Here is a 24,826-nt window from a genome sequence, read left to right on the forward strand (position 1 = left end):
ACCGGAAGGTGGGGCTTGTGTGATCCCGCTGGGATTCGAACCCAGGACCCATACATTAAAAGTGTATTGCTCTACCAGCTGAGCTACAGAATCGTTTCCCTTACTAGCGGAGTATTCCGTGGAAGGGATGGCAAAAGTAGAAGGTCGATTTTACATGTGCAAATCTGGATATCTATTTTCGGCTAGAAGAAGGCACTTTCGGACGCCTTCACACCCGTAAATACTTCATACACAGCACACCTATTTTGGTATATTTTTTCAAAAATTTTCCGCGTGTTTACCCCAAGTGTGGCACTGCGGCTGTATTTGGGCCTTGTTTCTGAAAAGTCGACCCATCGTATCACTCTAGAAAGTCCCAACGGGTAGCGCTTTTGGTGCTTCTGTCATTAGGTACCGAAGCAGAACACCTGTCCTTCTGTTTGCTACTAGCGCCTTCCCCTAGTTGTATCTAATCCTACCCAAATTCGCCCCATCCTTATTTATAAGTCTTCTGGCTTTCCTACTGTTCAAGACAAACCCAAGGGTGGAGCAACGATTATATGCCCTGAAACTGAAAAACACATATGTCGTGTGTTATTATCAGAACAAGCAGGAAGTATGAGTTACAGCAATATCTTCGATGATACTGGGAGGTAGTACCTGGCTGAACCCATATACCTACCGCAACCAAACCAAAATTTCCTACAAAATTCGGGGCACCAGAGTAGTGCAGTCACTGCCATGCCATAGGCCGGGCGTGGCATATCTACTTGATGACTATCAGCTAATAAAACCGAATTTCCTTTCTTGCCTTGTTTGAACTCAGGTAGGCACGAAAAGTCACACCAAGATTCGTCTGTTGTGCTTAGCGTAATAATTCAGGCTAGACCTCTCGGCTGCAAAGACTTAACTAGCGCTGTCGTAGTCGGAAGTCTGCGCTTAGATTCCAAAGGATCCTAGCCAATCGGGCAAGAAAAAAGCCCCACCGAAAGGTGAGGCTTGTGTGATCCCGCTGGGATTCGAACCCAGGACCCATACATTAAAAGTGTATTGCTCTACCAGCTGAGCTACAGAATCGTTTTCTTTGCTACCAGCGAGCTTTTTCGCTGATTGTGGCACAAAAGTAGTAGGCCGCACTTTACACTCCAAACGTTTTGCTGAAAATTCGCCTTCTTTTTTCGCTCTTTTTTTTCCTCGCCTGCCGCGTAGAAGCTCAACCGCTTCAAAGCCAAAATATTACCAAACTTCTTTCTCGGGCCGATTCTTTGTTTGATGCTGGGCAGGCAGAACCAGCTTACCAGCTCTACCGGCAAATTCGGGAGCAAGGCGGACATCAGTCGCCCCAGCAGTTGCTGCGCATGGCCTATGTGCAGGAAGGCCGCAACCAGTATCCGGCCGCTTTGTACTACCTCAGTTTGGCCCAAGCGGGCCAACCACGTCAGGATACTTGGCGCAAAATGGCGGCCTTGGCACAAGAACACCGCCTCACGGGCTACCCTGACACGTGGCGCCAAAGTTTAACTATCACCTTTCGCAGGTACTACAACCGTCTGCTGCAAGGCCTACTTGTAGTAGCAGTGGTGGCGGGCACATTGCTGCTCGTACGACGGCGCACGGCGGGCCGGGCATGGTGGACGGCTTATGGCGCTTACCTAGCGGCTACCGCTGTCTTTCTCAACCTATTGGCCCCACCTCGGGTGGGCTTAGTTGCTCGTTCGCACGCAGCCCTAATGGCGGGACCATCGGCGGGAGCGGCTTGGCTGACTACTGCGGCGGCCGGCGACCGGTTCGCCGTGCAAGGCAAACAAGATATCTGGTACCGTGTCCGCTGGAAAGGGCAGGATGCCTACATCCGCACCCCAGATTTGGTCTTGATAGATTAAGCTTTTAGTATCAGCTTGTCTAGAAAAAGGGCCAGGATTCTTCCGAAACCCGGCCCTTTCTCTAATCAAGAGCTTTCAACTCAGTGTACCGGTAGTTTTAAAGCTTAAAATCAGGTTCCTCCTTACGGAAATGGTTCAGCACCAGCTTATCAGCGAGGCCAGGCAGCCACTTGTTGAGAAATACAGTGAGTTTGCCTTGCCCCGTAAGCACTAGGTCGCGGCGGCGTTGGCGCACGGCATCAATCAAGTGCTGGGCTACCTCTTCGCTGCTCATCATTTTCTGTTCGTCGCGTGGCGACTCGCCTTGCTGGGAGCCATCGGCAGCCAGGGCGGTATTCCGGATGTTGGAGGCGGTGAAGCCAGGGCACGCTAGCAGCACGTGCACCTGCTGGGGCAATAGCTCTGTACGCAACGCTTCCAGAAAGCCGTGCATGGCAAACTTGGAAGCGGAGTAGCCCGTGCGACCGGGCAGCCCTCGGTAGCCTGCTATGCTGCTGATGCCAACAATGGAGCCTTTCGCCTGGGTAATGTGAGGCAGCGCAAATTTGGTAGTGTATACAGTACCGAAGAAGTTGGTTTGCATCAGCCGCTGAATCACGTCCAAGTCGGCGTCGCGGAACAAAGCCCGCATGCTAATACCTGCGTTGTTGATCAGAATATCCAGTCGGCCAAAGGCTGCTACCGTTTCCTCCACGGCCCGCCGAGAATCGGCCTCTACACCTACATCAGCGCGAATAACCACGTGGCGTACGCCTAGCCAGGTAAGTTCTTCGGCAATATCACGCAAACGCGCCTCGTCGCGTCCAGTAACGGCTACATGGGCGCCCGCCTGCCCGAATGCCAACGCCGTGGCCCGACCAATGCCGGAAGTACCACCTGTGATAAGTACAACTTTGTCTTTCATGAAGAAAATATAACGACCCTGCCGTCGGTACTACGTCTTACAAAACTACAGGTATTTCGGGCATCCTATGGGCGCTACCGCACAAACTCTCGGTTCGAGAAGCGAGGTAGGCTGCTGAGCACTCAAGCAAGTAAGCAGACGAAGAAATTGCATTTTTTCCACGCATTGTCTTTACATTTAACCTGTTATTCTATGCTTCCTTACCTCGTGTCTGCATGATGCTCCTTTTATGCGCTCTGCGCTGTCTAGCCAGCTGGCGTGGGGTGATGGTGCTATTCTTTATGGTGGGCCCGGCACCAATACTAAGAGCTCAGTGCCCCGCCGCTACTACTGCTTGCACGCCTGGCAATGCTCCAGCCGCTACTAGCAGCTTCAGCATGGGCATCTTCGCCGTTACGCTGGGCACGCTGCACCATGCGTCGGCGGGCGCTACGGATGGCTATCAGGATTATTCCTGTCAACAATCGGCGGCTCTTGTCCTGGGTACGGATGCCATCCTTAGCATCCAGACCAACGCAAACACCGATGAGACGGTGCGGGCATGGATTGACTTAAACAATGATGGCGTTTTCAATCCTTCTTCGGAGCTCGTATTTAGCTCCAACGCCAAACGAGTGCATACGGGTACTATTCGGCTACCTTCTACCACCAGCATGGGCGTGCGTCTGCGTCTGCGCATCGCCGCCGATTACGCGAATGCACCGGTGCCTACGCCTTGCTCTACCCCGTATTATTCGCAAACTGAGGACTATAGCGTGGTGGTGAGTGCCGGTACAATGCCACCCACTGCTGAATTTGTAGTTGACCACCCCCAGACCTGCTCCGGAATAGTACAGTTTACTGACCAAAGCCAGTATGCACCTACCCATTGGCTGTGGAGCTTTGGCGACGGAACCACCAGCACCCTTCAAAATCCCAGTCACTACTATGCCGCGGCCGGCACGTACACTGTTGAGCTGACGGCGACTAACGCCTTGGGTAGCACTACTCGCACGCGTACGGGCTACGTGACCTATACTAGCTACGCGCCCATAGTAGCGACCTGCACCCCGGCAACATCCGCTTACTGCTGTAATTACGGCATCACTAGCTTCTCGCTGGGGCCTCTCACGCAGTCGTCAGCAGATGGTTCGGTGGGCTATCAGGATTTCACGTGCACTGGACAGGCAACACTCACGGCGGGAGGCCACTACCCTATTCGTTTGACGACCAACCCTACGTTGGCGCAGGATACACGCGTATGGCTAGATGCCAACAATGACGGCATTTTTGCAACCTCAGAGTTGCTGTATCAGGCTCTGAATACAACGAACCCAAGCGGCCAGGTGACGATGCCTACTGCGGCAGTGCTCAACCACCCCCTGCGGCTGCGCGTGATTTCCGATTATGCGGGTTCTTCCTTCACGCCTTGCACCGCTGTTCAATATGGCCAGGCGGAGGATTACACCATCACGTTGCAGCCGAATACCAGCCGCCCGGCGGCCGATTTTACTTCTACCTATGTAGCAGGCAGCTGCCAAACGAGCGTGCAGTTCACCGACAAAAGTGAGCATGCGCCTACTAGCTGGCACTGGAATTTTGGAGATGGCAGCACCAGCACCCTTCAAAACCCTAGCCATACCTATCAGAGCACCGGCTTTTACGCCGTTTCCCTGACCGTTACCAATACGTTTGGGACCGACACCAAAACCCTAGCAGACTACGTGCAGGTTGCAATTCCCTGCGTACCGTACTGCGCTTCCTCAGGGCAAAACGCGAGCTTCTGGATAACGAACGTAGCCCTGGTTACTCCTAACGCCCCCACGTTCGCCAATGCCTCTGGCGCCGATACTAACGGGTACGGCAACTACAACAGCCGGGTGATGACCTTGCGCCCTGGCCTTGCTTCTACTCTTACGGTAACTACCGCCCCCACTCTCCAGCATAGCACCCTTGTGTGGGTTGACTGGAACCGCGACGGCACTTTTGCTTTCTCCGAGTTGGTAACTAACTCGGTTGGAGTCGAACCGGCTACTGTTTCTGTGACTGCACCCACGCAAGCCGAAACGATTGGTGCCACCCGAATGCGGGTTGTTGTACGCTTAAACGCAAACCAGCCCAACGCCTGTCTGGCAAACCAGCCCGGCTCCGAAACAGAGGATTACACGGTGCTTATTTCCCCCGTAACAGCCACTACCCTAGTTCATCGGCGGGCTACCCTAGATGTATTTCCCAACCCAACAGCCGATGGACTGGTGTATTTACGGGCGGGCGAAGCAGCTATTCCTGGCGCTTGTTTGGTGCGGGTAGAAAATCTGCTGGGCGCGCATCTACTCTCTGCGACCCTTCGCCTGCTACCTACTCACAACACTGAGTTCAACCTCCGGCCACTCCCTGCGGGGGTGTATGTATTGCGCTTACAATATCCTGATGGCCAAACTGCCGTGCACCGCGTGGTGCGCGAGTAGTCCAGTCTTCCCAGCAATATCTGATGAATTTCTCCGCTAAAAGCGGCTCCACTGTCTCTTCTTTCTCTGTTTTTCCCTTCTCTATGCGAACAACATTACTCCGAAGCTGCCTGCTACTGGTACTTTGGTTGGGGTTCGGCTTACTGTCGGCCTCGGCTACGCACTTGCTTGGCGGCGAGATAAACTACCGCTATTTAGATGCAAACGGGCCTACCAACAACCCCTTCCGCTATCAGGTAACGGTGCTTATCTACGTAAATGCTGACCCTGTTACTTCTCAGGTGCCCGATGGCCGCCCGAGTATTGAGGTAGGCTTTTACAACAAATCCCAAAATGGGGCCTTTACCTCGCGCTTGACGCTACCGCGCGTAAGCAACAGCGTTATTACCCCGCCCCAGCCGGGCGGGTGTAGTACTACGGGCTCCTTGGCCGTGCGCCTGTGCCGGTACGAAGCCGTAGTAAATCTCCCCGTGTCGTTTGACGGCTACTACGCCGTGTACAGCGACGGCAACCGCAACGTAGGCATCACAAACCTTGTCAGCTCCGACCAGTACTCGCAGATGATTTACGTGGAGATGGCGCCGCCCCTGCTGCCTAACGCCTCTCCTACCTTCTCCGACACGGCCGTGGTAGTGGTATGCCAAGGCGACACGAGCATTCTAGTAAATAACGCCGTAGACCCCGATGGCGACCGGCTGGTGTATTCGTTTAGCCGTCCCTATGGGTCGTTGCAGTTGGGTGGGGGCTTCAACTTGCCCAATTCCTTTACGGGTGCCCCTCCTACGGTACCGTACGCTAGCACCTACAGCCAAGCCTCACCGTTTGGTACCGCCGCCGGCAGCTACGCCTATCTTGATGCCAGCAACGGGCTGAGCCGATACGCGGCGCCTAGGCTAGGCTCTTACGTAGTAGCTGTAGAGGTGCGGGAGTACCGAACAATCAATGGCGTGGAAGTGCTCATTGGCTCTACGCGCCGCGAAATTCAACTGGTGGCGCGCACCTGCCAGCCCAATCGGGCCCCTGCTTTCACGGCGGCTACGCAGGCAATTCACGTGTATACCGTGGAGGAGGGCCAGCCCTTGAGTTTTAACATTGCGGTCCGCGACCCAGACCAGAACTCCGTCAATCTGAAAGTAAACAGCGTGTTGTTGGATGGCGCCGGGGGCTACGACGCTACCCTTTCCGGCAATGCTGGCACGGTGGTAGCGGGCAACCCCTCCGGCAGCGCTACTATTCAAGGCACGGCGGGCAGTGTAAACGGGCGTTTCACCTTTACCCCCCAGTGCGGCAACGCCCGCACCACGCCCTACGATGTGGTAGTAACGGCCACCGACGTGACCTGCGGCGCCAAAAGCGTAGCCGACATTTTTCAGGTGTACGTGACCCGAGCGGCGGGGCCAAACCGCATTACGGGCGACTCCGTTGTGTGCGACCGGGCCACCGCCCGCACCTACACAGCCAACGGCCCCACGACTAGCACGTACCGCTGGACGGTGCGCGGCGGGGCCATTCAGGGCAGTGCTACGGGCCGCACGGTGCAGGTACTGTGGAACACTACGGGCACCGGGCGCCTCGTGCTTCGCGGGGTGTCGTCGTTTGGGTGCTCTACCGATTCCGTAGTGCGAACTATTACGGTGCGCCCTCCGGGTACCCTGGCCGCGAGCCCCAATGTGAGCATCTGCCCAGGTGCTTCTACTACCCTCACTGCCACCGGCGGGCAAGCTTACACCTGGACTAGCAGCACGGGTCAGACGTTTACCGGGGCCAGCATCACGGTTACGCCTGCCCAAACTACTACCTACACGGTATCAACTTCCAATGGGGAGTGCTCTGCTTCGCGCCAGGTAACCGTAACCGTGAACCCAGCCGCCGTAGCAAATGCGGGCAACGCCCAATCGGCTTGCTCCGGCGCGGGTATCACCTTGGGTACCGCCGCCCTCACGGGGTACACCTACAGCTGGAGCCCCGCGGCTGGCTTGAGCAGCACCACCGCGGCTCAGCCAGTTCTCACGCTGACTAACGCTACTGCTACGGCCCAAACCTACACCTATACGGTAACGGCCACTACCGCTCAGGGCTGCTCGGCTACGAGTGCCGTGACTGTTACGGTAAACCCGCCCGCTGTGGCACAGGCTGGCCCCGACCGCACGACGTGCTCCGGCACGGCCGTAACGCTGGGTGCTGCTGCCCTCACAGGCTACACGTATAGCTGGAGCCCCGCGACTGGCCTGAACAACCCTTTGGCCGCGCAACCTTTGCTCACGCTAACTACTGCTACCTCGGTGCCGCAGACAGTGAGCTACATTCTGACGGCTACTACTGCTCAGGGGTGCACCAACCGCGACACCGTGCGCATCACTATCAACCCATCTGCTACGGCTGCTGCTGGGGCTAACCGGGCCGTATGCTCGGGTGAAACAACAGTGCTGGGCGCAGCCCCAGTAGCGGGGTACACGTATAGCTGGAGCCCCGCTGCCGGGTTGAATGCTACCACCACGGCTCAGCCAACCTTTGGCCTACCAAACCTGACGGGCACCGCTCAAACCTACACGTACACGTTGACGGCCACTACGGCCCAGGGCTGCTCCAGCACTAGCACCGTGACGGTGACAGTAAACCCGGCTGCCATTGCCCAGGCTGGTCCCGATGTAGCCCTGTGCGACGGAAAACGCGTAACATTAGGGGCCGCCGCGCGTGCGGGTTACACGTACAGCTGGAGTCCGGCCGCCAACCTGAGCAGCACGTCTACCGCTCAGCCTCTATTCACGGGTGTGAACACGACGCAGGCCCCCCTGACGCTAACGTATATTCTGGTAGCTACCTCGGCCCAAAGCTGCACGGCCCGCGATACGGTGCGCATCACGGTGAACCCACGCCCCGCATTGGATAGCATTCAAGGTAGCCGCTCCGTGTGCCCCACGGTGCAGGGCGTAGCTTACGCTATTCGTAACCCACGCGCCATGGCGTATCAGTGGCTTGTAACGGGCGGTACTATTGCCAGCGGGCAGGGCACCAGCGCTATTACGGTCAACTGGGGAACGGCCACTACTACGGCTTCAGTGCGCGCTTTCCAGCTCAATGCCTTCGGGTGTTCGTCGGATACTTTTACGCTGCCGGTGCGGGTAAACCAGCAGTTGGCTACCGCTACGCCCACTGGCCCGCTACGCGTGTGCCAAAGCGGCGGCCCCTTCACGTATCAGACCCAGTATACCAATGGCTCGGTTTACGCCTGGCAGATTATCGGCGGTACCCAGGTCAGTACCAACCAAGCCTCGGTACAAGTAAACTGGACCCAAGCCGGGGTAGTGAAGCTAGTAGTAACGGAGTCGAGCAACCCGGCGGGCGGCGTGTGCCGCGGGGTTAGCGACACGCTTTATGTGACGGTGCTGCCCGCACCGGCTACGAACCTAGCCATTACGGGTCCCGATCGGGTGTGTGCAAGTACGAGCACTATCCGCTTCTCCTTGCCAGGTACTTCTACATCTTCCTACGCTTTTGCCCTGAATGGCGCTGCTGTCAGCGGCACTGGCAATACCCTGACGCTGCCTACCCCTGCCGCCAGCGCTACCCCCTACACGCTTACCATCCGTGAAACCAATGCCAACGGTTGCCAGGGTCAGGTATATACAAAGACCTTCCTAGTAGTACCGCCGCTGGCCGTTATGGGCCCACTTAGCTACTGCCCCGAGGCGCGCACGCGCCTGACCTACACGGCCACTAGCTTCCCAGGTGGTCAATACCAGTGGACCATTGCGGGCGGCACCATCACGGGTGGCCAGGGCACCAATACCGTAACAATAGATATTCCAGCTGGTAGCGCCACGGCTACGCTCTCGGTTACGGAAACCACTAGCGCCAGCTGCGCTGCTACCGTCACCATCCGTCCTGATAACGCTACGGTGGCGCTGAGTACCGCTTCGGTAAACGCGGCGGCCCAGGACCGCAGCGTAACGCTAACCCTGGCCGTTCCTAACAACACGGGCAACAGCAACCAGGTCCAGATTCGGCGGCGAGTAGCGGGTAGCACGGGCGCCTACGTCACCGTGGGCACGGTAGCCAACTCGGCTACCAGCTTTACCGATGCCGGTGCGGACGCCGATACCTACGCCTACCAGTACCGCCTTGACCTCACCAACGCCTGCGGCACGGTGCTCAGCAGCCAAGAGCATACCACCATCCTCACCAAGGCCGTGGCCACCCAGAGCACGGGCCGGCGCGACGTAGGCCAAGTAAGTCTAACGTGGTCGGCGTACGTGGGCTTTCCAGTGCAGGAGTACCGCATCTCGCGCGTGGCTGACAATGGCGTAACGGAGCAAGTAGCAACGGTAAGCGGCACTACCCTAAGCCTGAGCTTACCTACCAGCACGGCCGGTTTCAACCAGTGCTTCCGAGTGCAAGCCATCAGCACGGAAACCAACCCGCGCACGGCGTACTCCAACGATGCGTGTGTGGCGTTTGAAAACAAACTGGGCTTCTACAACATCATCACGCCCAACGGCGACGGCAAGAACGACGTGCTGGTCATCGACAACGTGGCGCTTTACCCCAGCAACACACTTACCATCTTCAACCGCTGGGGTAAGCAGGTATACCAAACCAGCAACTACCGCAACGACTACGGCGGTCAGGACCAAGGGGCGGGTATGTATTACTACCTGTTCAAACTTCGGGACGGCACTATCTACAAAGGCTGGTTTGAAATCAACCGCTAACCGGCAATAAGCTGTTAAAAAGCGCCGTTCGGATATTTCTGAACGGCGCTTTTATTTTCTACTCTATCTCTTTGCTCTATACCATGCGGCTGCTTTACCTTCTGCCAGTGTTGCTGTTACTGTTGCCTAGCACTAGCCGCGCCCAGGCGCGACACAATCTCAATTTCGAGCCGGAAGCCAACCACCACCAGCCCTTACTACTATGGATGTGGGGTACTCGCGGTGCTGCAACGCCTAATGATGCCAAGCTACGGCGTGTTGATACGCTCACACGGGCGGCGAGTGGTCGAGGCAGCCTACTTATTGATGTCAGCCAAACCGAAGAACCCGTATCGGGGGCCGTATCTACTAGCATTACCCCCGTCGATTCGCTGCGGTGGCAAACGGTCACCATTAGCGGGCAGCTCCGCACCCAGCAGTTTGTGGGTAAAGCCTACCTCTATGCTTATGCCCAAACCAGTGTTGCGGGTGAAAACCTAGCCGGCAACGATAACTTCAACTCGCCTGCGGCCCCGCTAACCTCTGGCTGGCAACGGGTGCAAATTCAGCTTCCCGTACCCCAGGCCACTACCAATTTGCGGGTTGGGCTGCGGTTTCAGGGCCAGGGGCGGGTATGGCTGGATGATGTGCGGGTAGAGTGGAACAACGGCCAGCAACGCTACCACGACCAGTTGCTACCAGGCACTGAACCCCCGGTGCTCACGGCTGCCGCCCGCCGTCCTAATTGGGACTTCGAGCGTGCATTTCCTCCGTTGCAAGACCCTCGATACCAAGCACGCCTCGATTCACTGACCCCAGCGCAACATGGCAAACGCAGCCTCCACCTGACCGCAGTGGGCCCTGGGCGTTCGGTTGGCTACCTTGGGCAAGTGCCCCTTTATTCGTCGTTGCGAGGTAAAACCCTAGTAGTGAAAGGCTACATACGAGGTAGTAGCAAGGCTCCGGGCGCTGCCTTTGCTTACTGCCTACTAACCGAAGACAGCCGATTTGGGCCACGTTGGGGCAGCGCAGATGCCGTACGCGAATTGCCCCTACCTCCCGAGGGCGGCCCAACCGTCGATTGGCAACCCTTTGCGGTGGCCATTCCTATTACGTGGAATAAATTCGTTACGCAGGTAGCGTTGGGTATGAGCCTCAACGCGGGTACATCCGTGTGGATTGATAACCTGCAACTGCTCGTTGATGGCAAGCCGTACGCACCACCTGCCGACCCCGCCGCCGTGGCTCTCCCTACCGCCACCGAGTTGGCCTGGCTGCGCAAAGCGGCCCTCCCCCTACGCACGGTGATACCCGACGGCGGCGACGTGAAGGACTTGGCACCCTTCGGGGCGTTAGTAACAAAAGCGCAGATAATTGGCCTGGGGGAGGTCAGCTATGGCTCCCGCGAAATTGCGCAACTGCGTCACCGCCTCACCCGCTACCTCATAGAGCAGAAAGGAGTACGCACTATTGCCTTGGAAGCCGACAGAGCCGTTTGTCTAGCGCTGAATGACTATCTGCGAACTGGACAGGGAAACCCACGCCAGCTACTCGGCAAAATGGGCGCTTATAATTCGGCAGAAACCCTGGCGCTGGTGCAATGGCTACGCGCGTTCAATGAGCGGGCTGCTGTCAAGGTGCACGTGGGCGGCCTGGAATGCCAGCTTCCCTCCGAAACCATAGCGTACCTCCGAGAGCTACTCCCCAGAACCGCAACGGCTTTGCATACCCAGCTAGAGCAGCTCGGCCAACAGCTCCAAGCCTTACCCGGCGCGGGCATTCGCCTGAATCCGTTTACGGAACCAACCAAGACCGACCCGCGCCTGACCCTTGTCCGGACTACACTGCAAAACGTGCGCGCCGGCTTGGAAGAGCGGGTACGGTTGCAGGCTGGCGGCGGGCTTATGCTTGAGGAAGCAGCCATTCAGCAGCAGCTACTGCTAGAACTAGAGCAATACGTGACGCTACAAACCCTCGACTTGGAGCTGGCACCCACCTACCGGGCAACGTCGCTGGCCCAGAACATTCATTGGCTGCATAGCCAGCCCAACAGCGCTACCCTAATAGTATTGGCTCACAACCATGTGCTAGATGCCACCGCCACTACTGGCCGCTTGCTGCGCGCTACCTACGGCCCCAACTACGTTGCCCTAGCATCGGCATTTGGCAGGGGCAGCTTTCGGACAACTGACCCCCAAGGCCGCTTTGCTATGGCCGAAGCCGCTACGGCCGAGCCCGGCAGCTACGAGTATTACTTCCGGACGGCTACTACCACCCCCATTCTACTAGACTTGCGCCATCCTAGCCTCTCCCCCGGCACGCAGTGGCTCTACCAAAACCTTCTGTTGCGCGACGTAGAGCACACGGTACCTAGAAGCACGTTTTTGCGGCATGACCTCCGCCGGGAGTTCGACGCCCTGCTTTATCTACCAACTTCCACGCCGTTGCGCAGCATTCCCTAACGGCTGGGCAGTGAAGCGGCAACCGACTGAGGGAGTAGTACACCCCAGGAAATCCGTGTCGCCTTCATTTTCCGTCTGAATCCGTGCGTACCTTTGCTGGCGTGAGTAAAGCAGCTAAAAAAATCCCGGCGGACGCGCTCCGCAACATTGAGATTCAGGACATGGTGGCGGAGGGCAAGTGCATTGTTCGCCACGACAATCTTGTCATTTTTGTAACCCAGGTAGCCCCCGGCGACGTGGTGGACCTACGCATCACCCGTAGCAAAAAAAACTTCTTGGAGGCCGTCCCTACGCACTTCCACAAGTACTCGGAGCTGCGCGTAACGCCCTTTTGCGAGCATTTTGGGGTATGCGGAGGCTGCAAGTGGCAGCACATCGGCTACAACACCCAATTGCAGTACAAGCAGCAGCAGGTGGAAGATACCTTGCAGCGCATTGGTAAAGTAGCCATACCACCTGTGGCACCCATTATGGGGTCGCCCGCCCAAACCTACTACCGCAACAAGCTGGAGTACACTTTCAGCTTTATGGGCTGGCTGACAGAAGCGCAAATTCAGGACGAGACTACGGAGTACGACCGGCGCGTACTGGGCTTCCATACACCAGCCCGCTTCGACAAGATTATTGACGTTAACCACTGCTGGTTGCAGCCCGACCCCAGCAACCAGATACGCTTGGCTATTCGCGACTATGCGCGCGAAAACGAGCTCCGCTTCGGCAACATCATCAAGCAAACAGGTCTGCTTCGCAACCTCATCATCCGCACGGCCAACACCGGCGACCTGATGGTGATTCTGCAGTGCTACCGCCAGCACCAAGCCATCGAGCCGCTGCTGGACTACATCTACGAACGGTTTCCGCAGATTACCTCCCTCAACTACGTCCTCAACGACAAGGGCAACGAAACCTTCCACGACTTGGAGGTGGTGTGTTACAAAGGCGAGCCCTACATTCACGAGGAAATGGAAGGTTTGCGCTTCCGGGTAGGCCCAAAATCGTTTTACCAAACGAACTCCGAAGGCGCTTACAACCTTTACAAAATCACCCGCGACTTTGCCCAGCTTACTGGCAATGAACTGGTGTATGACCTCTACACCGGGGCTGGCACCATCGCCAACTTTGTGGCTCGTCAGGCCAAGCACGTTGTAGGGGTAGAATACGTGGAGCAAGCCGTTGCCGATGCCCGCATCAACTCGGCAATCAATGACGTGACCAACACGGAGTTCTACGCCGGCGACATGAAGGACGTACTCAACGCCGACTTCATTGCCCAGCACGGGCGCCCCGATGTAGTTATCACCGACCCTCCCCGCGCCGGCATGCACGTTGACGTAGTAGCCCGCCTACTGGAAATGCGTGCTCCTCGCATCGTGTACGTCAGCTGCAACCCCGCCACCCAAGCCCGCGACTTAGAGCTGCTTGACGAAGCCTACCAGGTGGTGAAAGTGCAGCCCGTGGATATGTTTCCCCACACCCACCACGTAGAGAATGTGGTGTTGCTGGAGTTGAAGTAAGGAAAAGCCATTGTTTTAGGTCTTGATGGCAATCAATTAGTGTTGAGAAGACTCGTAGAATAACTACATGAGCACAATGGACTACACCAACGACCCCGAGCTGAACGGAAAATACCTCGGCACCATCACCAAGGATTTTGCTACCGTTTCTGATACGCTGAAGGAAGCTTCCTATCAAATCCGCAAGCGTGAGATTTCCAAGCACCCCGTCTTCATCTTTGCGCGGCAGGAGGTGCCCCTGGGCCGCCTGCTGGTAAACGCAGATGAGCTAAACTTGGAGTGGCACGTTTTCGCTAGCTATGCCGAGATGCTGGTGCAGCAACGCGTAATTGGAGCCGAAAGAATTGAAGATTTCCAGCAGACCTACAAAGACCCCGACGAGTACTGCTGCTTGTTTGTGCTTGACGAGGAGTTTACCAACTTCGTGTACATCCCCTACCCGGAGGATTAGCAGGATGCCCCAAAACGCCAACAGCTCACCGACTTTCTAGCGAGTCGGTGAGCTGTTGGCTTTATAAGGAGACGCCTACCCGAAATGCTGGAAGCCTTGCGCGCGCAAGGGCACGGGCTGGCCAGCTTTGGTAATGAGGTTGGCCCCTTCACTACGGTCTACCATGTGGCCGATGATGGTGATATCGGGGTGATTCTTGATTTTGTCGTGGGCAGTAAGCGGAATGGTAAACAGCAGTTCGTAGTCCTCACCACCATTGAGCATGCACATGATGGGGTCGAGGTTGAACTCTTCGGCCACCTCCAGAGTGGGGTTAGCAATAGGTAAGTTTTCGGAGAAGATACGGGCGCCGGTACCACTAGCCTGGCACAAATGCAGCACCTCCGAAGCCAGCCCGTCCGACACGTCAATCATGCTGGTGGGCATCACACCCAAGTCGCGCAGTTCGTGCACTACGTCCATTCGGGCCTCAGGGCGTAACTGGCGCTGTAGTACGTAGGGATATTTGCCAAGCTCCGGTTGGGTTTCGGGGTCGGCTTGCCAGGCTTGCTTCTCACGCTCTAGGACTTGCAAACCTAAAAATGCGCCGCCCAAATCGCCCGTCACGCACAGCAGGTCATTGGGACTCGCCCCGCTCCGGCGCACCGCTTTCCCAGCTTCTACCTGCCCTAGCGCCGTGATACCAATGGTGAGGCCACCGCGACTGGCCGTGGTGTCGCCACCTACTAAGTCTACATGGTAGGCCTCGCAGGCCAGGCGCATCCCTTCGTACAGCTCCTCCACGGCTTCTACCGAAAAGCGCGCTGGCAAGCTGAGTGCTACCACCAGTTGCGTGGGCGTGGCATTCATAGCGGCTACATCCGATACATTGACTGCAACGGCCTTATAGCCGAGGTGCTTCAGGGGACAGAAGGTGAGGTCAAAATGTACACCTTCCACCAGCAAATCGGTGCTCACTACTACTTCTTGCCCAGCCGGCGGGGCTATAATGGCCGCGTCGTCGCCGATGCCCAGGATGGTGCTAGGCTGTAGCTGGTGCACGGTGTTTTGAATCCGGCGAATCAGGCCAAATTCGCCTACTTTATCTAATGGAGTGACGTCGCTCATAAAATGACGGAGGTTGCAGAATGGTCAGGTCTTGCTACTAGGCCAGAGGCAATAGGCAAAACGTACGTGGGTTGCAAAGGTATGCATCTGGGCTGGTGCACGCTTCAATCATACGGTGTATAGCACCGTGCCGCAGCAGCTAACAGGAAATCCTTAGTCGGCGCAGATCAGCAAGTCTAGTCTCTGGCCCGTTTATCTGAGTGCGGAAAATTATACACGCACAATGGCAGCATTTTCGCCACTATTGATTGTTTTTGCAGTCAATTTCGTTGGCTCATTGCACAATTCCCTACTGGTTAAGACATGAAGCATATTTTTTGGTTGTTGCTGGTTTGTACTCTGGCAACTACGAGCTGTAACCGCACGCCCAAGGTCATTGATCCTGCTTCGGCGGCGGCCGTGAAAGTGCAGGTAGATATTCTGCGCGATACCGTTCAGGCGCGATGGACGGAGATGGTAAGCAGCGACGATGCCAAGCTGCAAGACTTGCGCCACGTACTGACTGCGCTGGAAGGACAGCCCGGCACCGACCGAGCCCAACTGCGTGACTTGCAACGAGCCAACAGCCGGCTGAAAACCCTCCGCTACGACCAAACCACCATGGCGGAGTCGGCCCGGATTGATGCCTACGATACCGCCCAGGACTCCCTGATGAAAGTGGTGTACCAACTAGCACTACCCGCAGGCCGGGAGCCCGCTCCCGCCGTCAAGACGCTTACTGACCGCATCCAGGACGCCGATGTGAGCCTGATTAGCTTTCGAGTGCGATACGACCAAGCGGCCACTCGGTTCAATAATTACCTGCAAGTGCATGCCACAGAACTGGCACAACTGGGCGGGCAGTATAGCAAGCTCAAGCCCTTGCCCGTGTTTACCTTGCCAGTAAAGTAGTGGTTAGATACCCTAGAAAAACACTCTCCAGCCCGGCGGAGTGTTTTTTATTTCTGTATATCAACACTTTATGATATTATAAAAAGACCATGCAACGTTTGGGGCATCTTGGGGCTCATACAGACAAAATCATTCATCTATTATTCCTTTCCATCCTTCGTTTCGGTTGTTATTAAGGTATACACTATAAAGAAAGGGCGGCTGGGAATATCCCAGCCGCCCTTTTTGTTGCGCTACGTTTCGCTTAGAGGCGGGCCATCTCGTCGTGCACAAAATCGGCGAGAGTGCGCAGGTATTCGGTCGAGAAGTCGAACCGAATACCGGCAGCGGCATAAATTTCCCCAATAGGAGCCGTATAGCCCAGCGCCAATGCCCGTTTATAGGCTTCTAGTCCTTGCTCGGCATCTTGGCGGTAGTTGCGCCATACGGCAATAGCACCTAGCTGCGCCATTGCGTACTCAATGTAGTAGAAGGGCACTTCGTAGAGGTGCAGCTGCTTCTGCCACAGGTAGGGCTTGTAGTTTTCCAAGCCCTTCCAGCTTACCGTCCGTTGGTTGAATTCATCGAATACTGCCGTCCAGCGCTGGTGGCGTTCCTGCTCCGTATGCTGGGGGTTCTCGTACACCCAGTGCTGGAACTTATCAATAGTTGCTACCCAGGGGAAGGTTTCCAATACGCTTTCCAGGTGGGTTTTCTTGGCCCGGCGTAGCTCATCAGCATCCTCAAAGAACACGTCCCAATGATCCATGCTCATCAACTCCATGCTCATCGAGGCCAGTTCGGCCACTTCTGATGGTGGGTGCTTGTCGGCTCCCAAGGGTAGGCGCCGCGTCAGGAAACTATGTACAGCGTGGCCGCCTTCGTGCAGCATAGTCACCACATCACGCAGGGAGCTGGTGGCATTCATAAAGATGAATGGCACGCCGGTTTCGTCCAAGGGGTAGTTGTAGCCACCAGGTGCCTTGCCCTTACGCGACTCCAAATCGAGATGTCCCATCTGACGCATTGTGCGTAGGCAGTCACCTAGGAAAGGATCTAGTTCCTGAAATACCGTTATCGTCTTTTCGAGCAGTTCCTCGCCCGTTTCAAAGGGCCGCAACGGAGCCTTGCCCGACACGTCAACGTCCAGGTCCCAGGGCCGAAGCTCAGGCAGCGTCAGGTCTTGGCGGCGTTCCAGGTCCAAATCGTCAATCAGCGGTACTACCGTCTCGCGTATGGCCCGGTGGAAATTAAAGCAATCCTGGGGAGTGTAATCGAAGCGACCCAATGCCGCAAACATGTAGTCGCGGAAGTTTGAGAAGCCCGCGTTCAGGGCCATTTGGTGGCGCAACCCAATCAGCTCCGTAAAGAGAGCATCAAGTGGTTTCGCATCCTGGAGGCGGCGATTCTGAATGGCACGCCAGGCTTCTTCCCGCACAGCACGGTCAGGGCTTTTGAGGCGGTCGGCGGCACGGGGCAAGGTTACTTCTTCGCCATCAAGCGTTACAGTCATAGCACCCGCAATGGCGGCATACTGCTGCTGCTTAGTGCTAATGTCAGTTTTGAGCGGAATATTTTCGGCCCGGTAGATATTCAGGGCCTGCCGCACTGAGCGAATAAATACGCGGTAGCGGGCGGGGTCCAAATCCGGTAGAAATTCCGACCCAACCATTTTCTCATTTAGGGCGTGGTCGTAGGGTGCTACGTTGGGCTCTATTTCGCTTACGAAATACTGGAATGCCTCGGAGCGTCCCTCGTCTTGCGTGTCGCACGTCATGCGGATGTAGCGCCAAGCCAAATCCTCACTCAACACAGATTCTAGTTCTGAGCGGTCGAGTAGCCAGCGCTCCAGAGCCTCCGCCGAAGCGACCGGCCGGTCGCGCAGTTCGACAAAAAAAGGCTCAAGGGATGCCCAATCGGTTACGCTGAATTCTTCGGGCAGGTATTGCCGGGGCGGACGCTGCGTGTCGGTGGCCAAATCGGCAGCAGTGGCGGAGGAGTAGAAAGTCATAAGAAGGAAGATACGGGAAGCGCGAAGAAAAGTAACGCTGCAATAAGGTAGAAAATGCATCTACCCCGCAGAAAAGCAACGAAGTCAGCAACGGATACAATCCGTGCAGCAGCCGTTGTGCTTCTCTACGGGGTAGAACAATACTTCGGGGCAGATGTCTACCCTATTTCAATCACGACGTCGCTCGTTAGCGGGTGGCTCACGCAGGTTAGTACGTAGCCCTGGTTCAGCTCGGAATCCGACAAGCCCTCGCGCTCATCCAAATGCACTTTGCCTGAGAGGCACTTTCCGCGGCAAGCGGTGCACAAGCCAGCCTGGCAGGAGTATGGCAAGTCGATGTCTAGGTCGAGAGCAGCCTCCAGGATGGTTTGGTTGGGCTCGACGCTAAACTGGTATTCCGAGCCTTCGTAGTTGACGGTGACGGTACGCGTAACAATAGTGCCGTCATCCTCGGCGGCCGAAACGTCGCCGTGGCTGCCAGCGGCTTCCGTAGCATCGGCTGCGGCCACAAAGCTCTCCCGGCGAATACGGCTAGCTGGCACGCCCAGCAACTCCAGCGCTGATTGTGCTTCCATCATCATCCCATCGGGGCCGCAGAGGTAGTACTCGGCTTGAGCAGCCGGGAAGGAATGGCGCTGCTCCAAAATGCGCAGGAGCATGGTGCGGTTGAGGCGGCCCGTGTGCTGGTGCGCCGTAATGGGGCCTTTAGGCTGGCTATACACGTGCTCAATCTGGAAGCGGCTGGCGTATTGCTGCTCCAGTTGGCGCAACTGGTCCCGGAATATTACCGATTCTTCATTGCGGTTGCCATACACCAGCAGCACGTGGCTCTGGGGCTCTTCTCGCAGCACCGCTTTTAGCATACTCATCAGAGGAGTGACCCCAGAACCAGCTCCTACCAGCACCAACGACCGGGCCGAGTTGGGGGCCGTTTTGAGGGTAAAGTTGCCCAGGGGTGCCATTACTTCCATCTGCTGGCCTACGCGCACCGTATCCAGCAGATAGTTGCTCATAAGGCCACCCACCACGCGCTTCACCGTCACCGACAAGCGAGGAGCTTCGGCGGGCGTGCTGCTCAGGGAATAGGCACGGCGTTCTTTCTTCCCGCCGGGTCCGCAGGGCAAAATCAGCGTCAGGAACTGACCAGGGTCGCTGGCTACGGGCTGGCGGTCGGGTCGCTCCAGGTGAATGGTAATGGTGTCGGGCGTTTCTTGGGTAAGGGCAACGACGGTAAGCGTGAGGTAGGGACTGCTCATATATACTACAGGAACGTGGCAGGGGCTTGTGTGATTGGGCCGCAAAAATACAGGATAATGTGGCGTATGCTTTAGCTTGCGGTGCATTAGGGCAACGTGTAAAATTTACGCCCGTAGTTCGCTCGTGGTTTTGCGGGCGGCCTACCCCAGTTCTAAGCCCTTGCTCAATCAGACCTAAACACTTACCCTGCGCTAACACCGCGCCTCCTTCCTATTTATCCTATGCTAGCTTCGCTACTTGAGCGCCACCAGCACGAGTTTGGCCCGGTACTACCCGTCGACCTGAACGCCCCAGATGTGGCCCGCCTCGATTTTACCGCCGCCAATCCGCTGCTAGAAGATGCCGATCTGCGCGACACCGCCGCCTTCGAAGCCTTGGTAGTCCGCTTGCTAGAAGCACAACAAGCTCACATTGGCGTGGGCGGCTACCTCGAAAACCGAGTTATCTACCGGCGCAGCCCCGATCTGTTCGGGGACCCCGCCGTGCCCGCCCGTTCCCTGCACCTGGGCGTGGACGTGTGGTTGCGGGCAGGCACTCCGGTACTGGCGCCGCTAGATGCCGTGGTGCACAGCGTGCAGGACAATGACAACTTTGGCGACTATGGCCCTACCGTCATCTTGCAGCATCGCCTCGAAGACGCCACCTTCTACACGCTATATGGCCACCTTAGCCGCCGCGAAACCCTACTCCTGCGCCCAGGTATGACTGTTGCCAAAGGGGAAACATTTACGGAAGTAGGCCCCGCACCTGAAAATGGCGACTGGCCTCCACACCTGCATTTCCAAGTTATTGCCGACATGCTTGGTTTAGCGGGAGACTTTCCAGGAGTAGCCCTGCCAGAAGAGCAAGAGAAATGGGCCGCTCTGTGCCCCGATCCAAACCTGATACTCCAAAGCCAGTGGCTATAAACAACCGACGCCTGCCCCTAAGTAGAGGCAGGCGTCGGTTGTTTATTGAACTTAGACTTAGTCGAACTTAATGGCCGTAACCGGCTTGATGCGGGCAATAAGATAGGTAGGAATCAGTACTGCCAGCAAAGAGGTAAGGAAGGTAGCGGCGTTGAGCACCAGGATAATGAACAGGTCCCAGTGAATGGGTACGCGGTCCATGTAGTAGTTCTCGGGGTCCAGGGGGATGGGGTGGAAGAAGTACTGAATGGCGCAGAAGCCCAAGCCCACAATATTCCCGTACAGCATGCCGCGCATCGTCAAGCTGAGGCCCCGAAAGAAGAACATGCTACGGATCTGATTATCAGTAGCGCCGATGGCTTTCAGCACCCCAATCATGTTGGTGCGCTCCAAAATCATGATAAAGATGGTGGCTACCATGTTAAACGTCGCCACGAAGATGATCAGCAGCAGGAAGATAACTACGTTGCGATTCAGCAGTTGCAGCCAGTCGAATAGCTGCGCATACTGCTCGGTAATCTTGTCAAGCTTAAGATCGTAGCGCAGGTTTTCGTAGAGGTTATCGGCTACGATATCTAGGCGGCGGAAGTCTTTCAGCGTGACTTCCATACCGCCCACCAGAGAATCGGGCCAGCCAGCCAGGTCCCGCACCTGCCGGATATCACCAATGACGTACACCTCGTCAAACTCATCGAGGCCAGTCTGGTAAATACCGCGCACGGTGAAGCGGCGCACGCGGGGCGGATTTTGGATAAAGTAGAACTGGGCATTGTCGCCGGGCTTGAGGCGCAGCTTGTCGGCTACCTTGCGCGAAACCAGCACGTCGTTGCTAGCTGAGGAATCAGGGAAGGACAAGAACTTACCCTCCACCAGGTTCTTCCGCATCAACGACTGGCCATTTTTCTCATCAATGCCCTTCAGCACCACGCCCAGCACTTCATCCTTGGTTTTGATGATGGCGGTTTTGCGCGCGAAGGGCTGGAAGGATTTAACCTGCGGGTTACGCTTCAGTTCCTGAATCAGCTGTGGCTCACCAATGGGCTCTACTTCCAACGAATTGTTGGTATCGTACTTGCTAATTTGCAAGTGAGAGCCAAAGGAAAAGATCTTGCTTTGTATCTCGTTGCGGAAACCTTCGAGGATGGCAAACGAGACCACCATCACCGCTAGCCCCATGGCAATGCTGATGATGGCTATCTTTGTCACCGACGAAGTAAACGAGCCGGAATCGGCTCCCCCGTCAATTTTGTTAGATATGTACTGCGAAACGTTCACCGGCGTAAAGCTACGGTAACCCGACCAGTTTTCCAGCCCCTGCTTTCTGCCATGATTTCGGTCTTTCCCACGAGTCTGTTGAGCCTGGCGCTACTGCTGGCTGACTGCACCCACACACCCGCTACTACCCCACCCCAGGGCGGCGCTCCGCTCATACAATCAACCACTTCCCCACCCCAGGTGGTACTACCTGCTTCTTCGGCGGCAGCTACCCTACGCGTTGGGGCTGCGCGTTTCGACCGGTACCTGCCCTTGCTTAAGGGCAAACGGGTGGGCGTGGTTGTGAATCAAACGGCTCGCGTTGGGCAGGCTTTTCTCGTCGATACCCTCTTGGCAAAGGGGGTAGGCGTCAATGTTATCTTCGGACCAGAGCATGGTTTCCGGGGTGAAGCCGCCGACGGCGCTACCATCAAAAACGGGCGTGACCAACGTAGCGGCCTGCCGGCGCTGAGCCTCTACGGCGCTACCAAAAAGCCGACGCCAGACATGCTCAAGGATGTTGATGTGCTGGTGTTTGACATTCAGGATGTGGGCGTACGGTTTTACACCTTCATCAGCACCATGCACTACGTGATGGAGGCCGCGGCGGAGCAAGGCAAAGAAGTTATTGTTTTAGACCGGCCCAATCCTAACGGATGGTATGTCGACGGCCCCGTGTTGGAGGCCGCCCACAAGTCATTCGTGGGCATGCACCCCATTCCGGTGGTACATGGCCTCACGGTAGGAGAGCTAGCCAAGATGATTAACGGCGAGAAATGGCTAGCTGGTGGGCGGCGGTGCAAGCTCACGGTAATACCCGTGGAAGGCTATACACATGCTACGCGCTACGAATTACCCGTGCGCCCCTCTCCCAATCTACCCACGGCCCATTCAGTAGCTCTCTACCCAACCGTCTGCTTATTTGAGGGTACTGACGTGAGCGTGGGGCGGGGCACCGAATTTCCTTTTGAAGTTATTGGGGCGCCCACCCAGCCCGCTACTCGGCCGTTCAGTTTCACGCCGGCTCCTAACGCCGGCTCGCCTACCCCACCTCAAAATGGGAAGCGCTGCTACGGCCAAGATCTGCGCCAGACTGGCAACGACATCGGATTCTCAATGAAGTACCTGCTCGACTTCTACCAGCAGAGCACCGACAAAGAGCACTTTTTCGGTAAGTACTTTGAACAACTTACCGGGACCCGCAGCCTGCGCGAGCAGGTTATTGCGGGCAAATCAGAGCAAGAGATTCGGCAATCGTGGGAGCCAGCCTTGGGACGCTACAAAGCTCTGCGCAAAAAATACTTGCTGTACCCCGAGGCCTAACAGCACGCCCACGCAGTTTAGCCGCTGCCCTGTACCGCCTGCCGCTGAGCAAACCTAGTTCTCTGAAATGAGGGGTAGGCTTTGCCCAGCGGCAGGTTTGCTCTGGAGCAGATGCTAACTCAGGGAAGATAGGTTTCATACTTTTGCGCCTATGACATCGACGCCTGATTCTCCACTCCGCATCATCTTTATGGGTACGCCCGAGTTTGCCGTGCCTACGCTCAACGCTCTCACGACTTGGCCGGGTTGCGAGGTAGTAGCTGTGCTTACCGCTCCTGACAAACCAGCTGGACGCGGCCGGCAACTACAAGAATCGGCAGTGAAGCAGGCAGCAGTGCAGCACGGCTTGCCCGTGCTACAGCCGACGAACTTAAAGGATCCTGCCTTTCAGGAAGAGCTCCGTAGCTACGCCGCCGACTTACAAGTGGTGGTAGCCTTCCGAATGCTACCCGAGACCGTGTGGAACATGCCGCGCTTAGGGTCCATTAATATTCATGCGTCGTTGCTACCGCAGTACCGCGGCGCGGCTCCTATCAACTGGGCACTCATGCACGGCGATACGCAAACGGGTGTGACCAGCTTCTTCCTGCAGCACGAAATCGATACTGGGAATCTGATCTATCAAGACACGGTAGCTATTGCGCCAGAAGATGATTTTGGCTCGCTCTATGAAAAGCTGAAAGTCGCAGGCGCGGCCCTTGCTTTGCGCTCCGTGCAAGCTATTGCGGCCGGCAACGCCCCCAGCATTCCGCAGCCGCAGCTACCAGAGCTACGCTCAGCGCCAAAGCTTCAGAAAGAAACCGGTCGGTTGGACTTCCAGCAGTCGGCGCCGACGCTAGCCAATGTAGTGAGGGGCCTTTCACCTATTCCCACCGCCTTCACCCAACTACCCGACGGCCGCACGCTCAAGATCTTTAAAGCGCAACCCTTCGATGATGAGGATGCCAGCGGCCCCGATGCTACTGCGCCTGGCACTTGGCATACCGACGGCCGCAGCTACCTACGGGTGCAAACGGGCGACGGCCTCCTTGACTTGCTTGACGTACAACTAGAGGGTAAGAAGCGGATGGCTATACTGGACTTCTTGCGAGGTTTCAATACTAGTTCACTGGTGGCTCCGCAGTAATAGCCCGCGGCCTTTCAGGGCCTGCTTCCACCATTTACCTTTTGCAGTAGCACATGACCGCCTTAGTAGTAGCCGTAGCCGATAATGGCGTCATTGGGGGCGAAAACCGCCTGCTTTGGCACCTGCCACTTGATTTACAACACTTTAAACAGCTCACCCAGGGCCACCCCATTGTGATGGGCCGACGCACGTTTGAGAGCATCGGCCGCCCCCTTCCCAACCGCACCAATATTGTGGTCACGCGCCAGTTAGATTGGCAAGCCGAGGGGTGCCAGGTAGCTCATTCAGTGCCACAAGCCTTAGAAATGGCTCGGGCAGTAAACGAAGATGTCATGGTAATTGGGGGCGGTGAAGTCTATCGTCAAGCCCTTCCTGCCGCCGACACAGTATACCTCACGGAGGTACACTACGCCTTCGAAGGCGATGTGGTCTTTCCTGACCTCAACCCTTTGGAGTGGCGTGAGGAAACCCGGGAGCGACACGAGCCCGACGCGAAACATGCATATGCATTTAGCTTCGTAACCCTCCGTCGGCGGTAAGCTACTTCCTGAGCTTACTCTAGCCTTGAAGCCGTAAAAGCAAGAGTCCCGACCATGTACACGGTCGGGACTCTTGCTTTTTTGCATGACTATCTAACGC

At 56.5% G+C, this 24,826-nt stretch carries 16 protein-coding genes and 2 tRNA genes; 11 read left to right on the forward strand and 7 right to left on the reverse strand.

Annotated elements, in window-relative coordinates; genetic code table 11:
• Positions 1-20: 20 nt before the first annotated feature.
• Positions 21-93, reverse strand: a tRNA-Lys gene (locus tag CHB83_RS11585).
• A gap of 890 nt (positions 94-983) precedes the next feature.
• A tRNA-Lys gene (locus CHB83_RS11590) sits at positions 984-1,056 on the reverse strand.
• 77 nt (positions 1,057-1,133) lie between these two features.
• Here CHB83_RS11590 and CHB83_RS11595 point away from each other — a divergent pair.
• Positions 1,134-1,862 carry an SH3 domain-containing protein gene (locus tag CHB83_RS11595; protein ID WP_089332738.1) on the forward strand — a complete coding sequence of 243 codons (729 nt, stop codon included), beginning with the start codon at positions 1,134-1,136 and terminating at the stop codon, positions 1,860-1,862.
• Between the two features lie 97 nt (positions 1,863-1,959).
• On the opposite strand, the gene CHB83_RS11600 is transcribed toward CHB83_RS11595, so the two are convergent.
• Positions 1,960-2,766 carry an SDR family oxidoreductase gene (locus CHB83_RS11600; protein WP_089332739.1) on the reverse strand — a complete coding sequence of 269 codons (807 nt, stop codon included), beginning with the start codon at positions 2,764-2,766 and terminating at the stop codon, positions 1,960-1,962.
• Between the two features lie 215 nt (positions 2,767-2,981).
• Here CHB83_RS11600 and CHB83_RS11605 point away from each other — a divergent pair, with 215 nt between their 5' ends.
• From CHB83_RS11605 to CHB83_RS11625, 5 genes are all read left to right on the forward strand, one after another.
• Positions 2,982-5,213, forward strand: a complete 2,232-nt coding sequence (locus CHB83_RS11605) for a GEVED domain-containing protein (protein WP_089332740.1) — start codon at positions 2,982-2,984, stop codon at positions 5,211-5,213.
• Positions 5,214-5,296: 83 nt separating this feature from the next.
• Entirely contained in the window at positions 5,297-9,925 is a 4,629-nt protein-coding gene (locus CHB83_RS11610; protein WP_179225519.1) for a gliding motility-associated C-terminal domain-containing protein, read from the forward strand.
• A gap of 83 nt (positions 9,926-10,008) precedes the next feature.
• On the forward strand, positions 10,009-12,366 hold the full coding sequence (locus tag CHB83_RS11615) for an erythromycin esterase family protein (protein WP_089332742.1): 2,358 nt from the start codon (positions 10,009-10,011) through the stop codon (positions 12,364-12,366).
• 161 nt (positions 12,367-12,527) lie between these two features.
• Positions 12,528-13,880: a 23S rRNA (uracil(1939)-C(5))-methyltransferase RlmD gene (rlmD, locus tag CHB83_RS11620; RefSeq protein WP_089332904.1), complete on the forward strand. Its 1,353-nt coding sequence runs from the start codon at positions 12,528-12,530 to the stop codon at positions 13,878-13,880.
• A gap of 76 nt (positions 13,881-13,956) precedes the next feature.
• On the forward strand, positions 13,957-14,331 hold the full coding sequence (locus CHB83_RS11625; RefSeq protein ID WP_045688060.1) for a hypothetical protein: 375 nt from the start codon (positions 13,957-13,959) through the stop codon (positions 14,329-14,331).
• Between the two features lie 75 nt (positions 14,332-14,406).
• Here the strand turns inward: CHB83_RS11625 and thiL are convergent, their stop codons facing one another.
• A complete protein-coding gene (gene thiL / locus CHB83_RS11630; protein ID WP_089332743.1) occupies positions 14,407-15,438 on the reverse strand; it encodes a thiamine-phosphate kinase in 1,032 nt (343 codons plus the stop codon).
• Between the two features lie 303 nt (positions 15,439-15,741).
• On the opposite strand from thiL, the gene CHB83_RS11635 reads away from it, so the two are divergent.
• A complete protein-coding gene (locus CHB83_RS11635; protein WP_089332744.1) occupies positions 15,742-16,329 on the forward strand; it encodes a hypothetical protein in 588 nt (195 codons plus the stop codon).
• 244 nt (positions 16,330-16,573) lie between these two features.
• On the opposite strand, the gene CHB83_RS11640 is transcribed toward CHB83_RS11635, so the two are convergent.
• Positions 16,574-18,319 (reverse strand): M3 family oligoendopeptidase, encoded by a 1,746-nt coding sequence (locus CHB83_RS11640; protein ID WP_045688058.1) that lies wholly within the window; start codon positions 18,317-18,319, stop codon positions 16,574-16,576.
• Positions 18,320-18,477: 158 nt separating this feature from the next.
• Complete coding sequence (locus CHB83_RS11645) at positions 18,478-19,575, reverse strand: ferredoxin--NADP reductase (RefSeq protein ID WP_055562617.1); 1,098 nt, start codon at positions 19,573-19,575, stop codon at positions 18,478-18,480.
• Positions 19,576-19,797: 222 nt separating this feature from the next.
• Here CHB83_RS11645 and CHB83_RS11650 point away from each other — a divergent pair, with 222 nt between their 5' ends.
• Complete coding sequence (locus CHB83_RS11650) at positions 19,798-20,484, forward strand: peptidoglycan DD-metalloendopeptidase family protein (RefSeq protein WP_045688057.1); 687 nt, start codon at positions 19,798-19,800, stop codon at positions 20,482-20,484.
• A gap of 57 nt (positions 20,485-20,541) precedes the next feature.
• Here the strand turns inward: CHB83_RS11650 and CHB83_RS11655 are convergent, their stop codons facing one another.
• Positions 20,542-21,759, reverse strand: coding sequence for an ABC transporter permease (locus CHB83_RS11655; protein WP_089332745.1), 1,218 nt, complete (start codon positions 21,757-21,759; stop codon positions 20,542-20,544).
• A 51-nt stretch (positions 21,760-21,810) separates the two neighbouring features.
• On the opposite strand from CHB83_RS11655, the gene CHB83_RS11660 reads away from it, so the two are divergent.
• The 3 genes from CHB83_RS11660 to CHB83_RS11670 all read left to right on the forward strand — a co-directional run bounded on the left by CHB83_RS11660 (position 21,811) and on the right by CHB83_RS11670 (position 24,726).
• Positions 21,811-23,061 (forward strand): exo-beta-N-acetylmuramidase NamZ family protein, encoded by a 1,251-nt coding sequence (locus tag CHB83_RS11660; RefSeq protein ID WP_089332746.1) that lies wholly within the window; start codon positions 21,811-21,813, stop codon positions 23,059-23,061.
• A 151-nt stretch (positions 23,062-23,212) separates the two neighbouring features.
• Positions 23,213-24,187 (forward strand): methionyl-tRNA formyltransferase, encoded by a 975-nt coding sequence (gene fmt, locus CHB83_RS11665; protein ID WP_055562618.1) that lies wholly within the window; start codon positions 23,213-23,215, stop codon positions 24,185-24,187.
• A gap of 53 nt (positions 24,188-24,240) precedes the next feature.
• The gene (locus CHB83_RS11670) at positions 24,241-24,726 is read left to right on the forward strand and encodes a dihydrofolate reductase (protein WP_089332747.1); all 486 of its coding nucleotides are present in this window, start codon (positions 24,241-24,243) and stop codon (positions 24,724-24,726) included.
• Positions 24,727-24,826 lie beyond the last annotated feature (100 nt).

This window comes from Hymenobacter mucosus, assembly GCF_900188255.1.
In the GTDB taxonomy this organism is placed as follows: Bacteria; Bacteroidota; Bacteroidia; order Cytophagales; family Hymenobacteraceae; genus Hymenobacter; species Hymenobacter mucosus.

Coding starts and splice junctions, on each gene's coding strand:
- fmt (WP_055562618.1), top strand. CDS start 23,213: ATGACATCGACGCCTGATTCTCCACTCCGCATCATCTTTATGGGTACG.
- CHB83_RS11605 (WP_089332740.1), top strand. CDS start 2,982: ATGATGCTCCTTTTATGCGCTCTGCGCTGTCTAGCCAGCTGGCGTGGG.
- rlmD (WP_089332904.1), top strand. CDS start 12,528: ATGGTGGCGGAGGGCAAGTGCATTGTTCGCCACGACAATCTTGTCATT.
- CHB83_RS11670 (WP_089332747.1), top strand. CDS start 24,241: ATGACCGCCTTAGTAGTAGCCGTAGCCGATAATGGCGTCATTGGGGGC.
- CHB83_RS11615 (WP_089332742.1), top strand. CDS start 10,009: ATGCGGCTGCTTTACCTTCTGCCAGTGTTGCTGTTACTGTTGCCTAGC.
- CHB83_RS11660 (WP_089332746.1), top strand. CDS start 21,811: ATGATTTCGGTCTTTCCCACGAGTCTGTTGAGCCTGGCGCTACTGCTG.
- CHB83_RS11610 (WP_179225519.1), top strand. CDS start 5,297: ATGCGAACAACATTACTCCGAAGCTGCCTGCTACTGGTACTTTGGTTG.
- CHB83_RS11625 (WP_045688060.1), top strand. CDS start 13,957: ATGGACTACACCAACGACCCCGAGCTGAACGGAAAATACCTCGGCACC.
- thiL (WP_089332743.1), bottom strand. CDS start 15,438: ATGAGCGACGTCACTCCATTAGATAAAGTAGGCGAATTTGGCCTGATT.
- CHB83_RS11635 (WP_089332744.1), top strand. CDS start 15,742: ATGAAGCATATTTTTTGGTTGTTGCTGGTTTGTACTCTGGCAACTACG.
- CHB83_RS11600 (WP_089332739.1), bottom strand. CDS start 2,766: ATGAAAGACAAAGTTGTACTTATCACAGGTGGTACTTCCGGCATTGGT.
- CHB83_RS11650 (WP_045688057.1), top strand. CDS start 19,798: ATGCTAGCTTCGCTACTTGAGCGCCACCAGCACGAGTTTGGCCCGGTA.
- CHB83_RS11645 (WP_055562617.1), bottom strand. CDS start 19,575: ATGAGCAGTCCCTACCTCACGCTTACCGTCGTTGCCCTTACCCAAGAA.
- CHB83_RS11640 (WP_045688058.1), bottom strand. CDS start 18,319: ATGACTTTCTACTCCTCCGCCACTGCTGCCGATTTGGCCACCGACACG.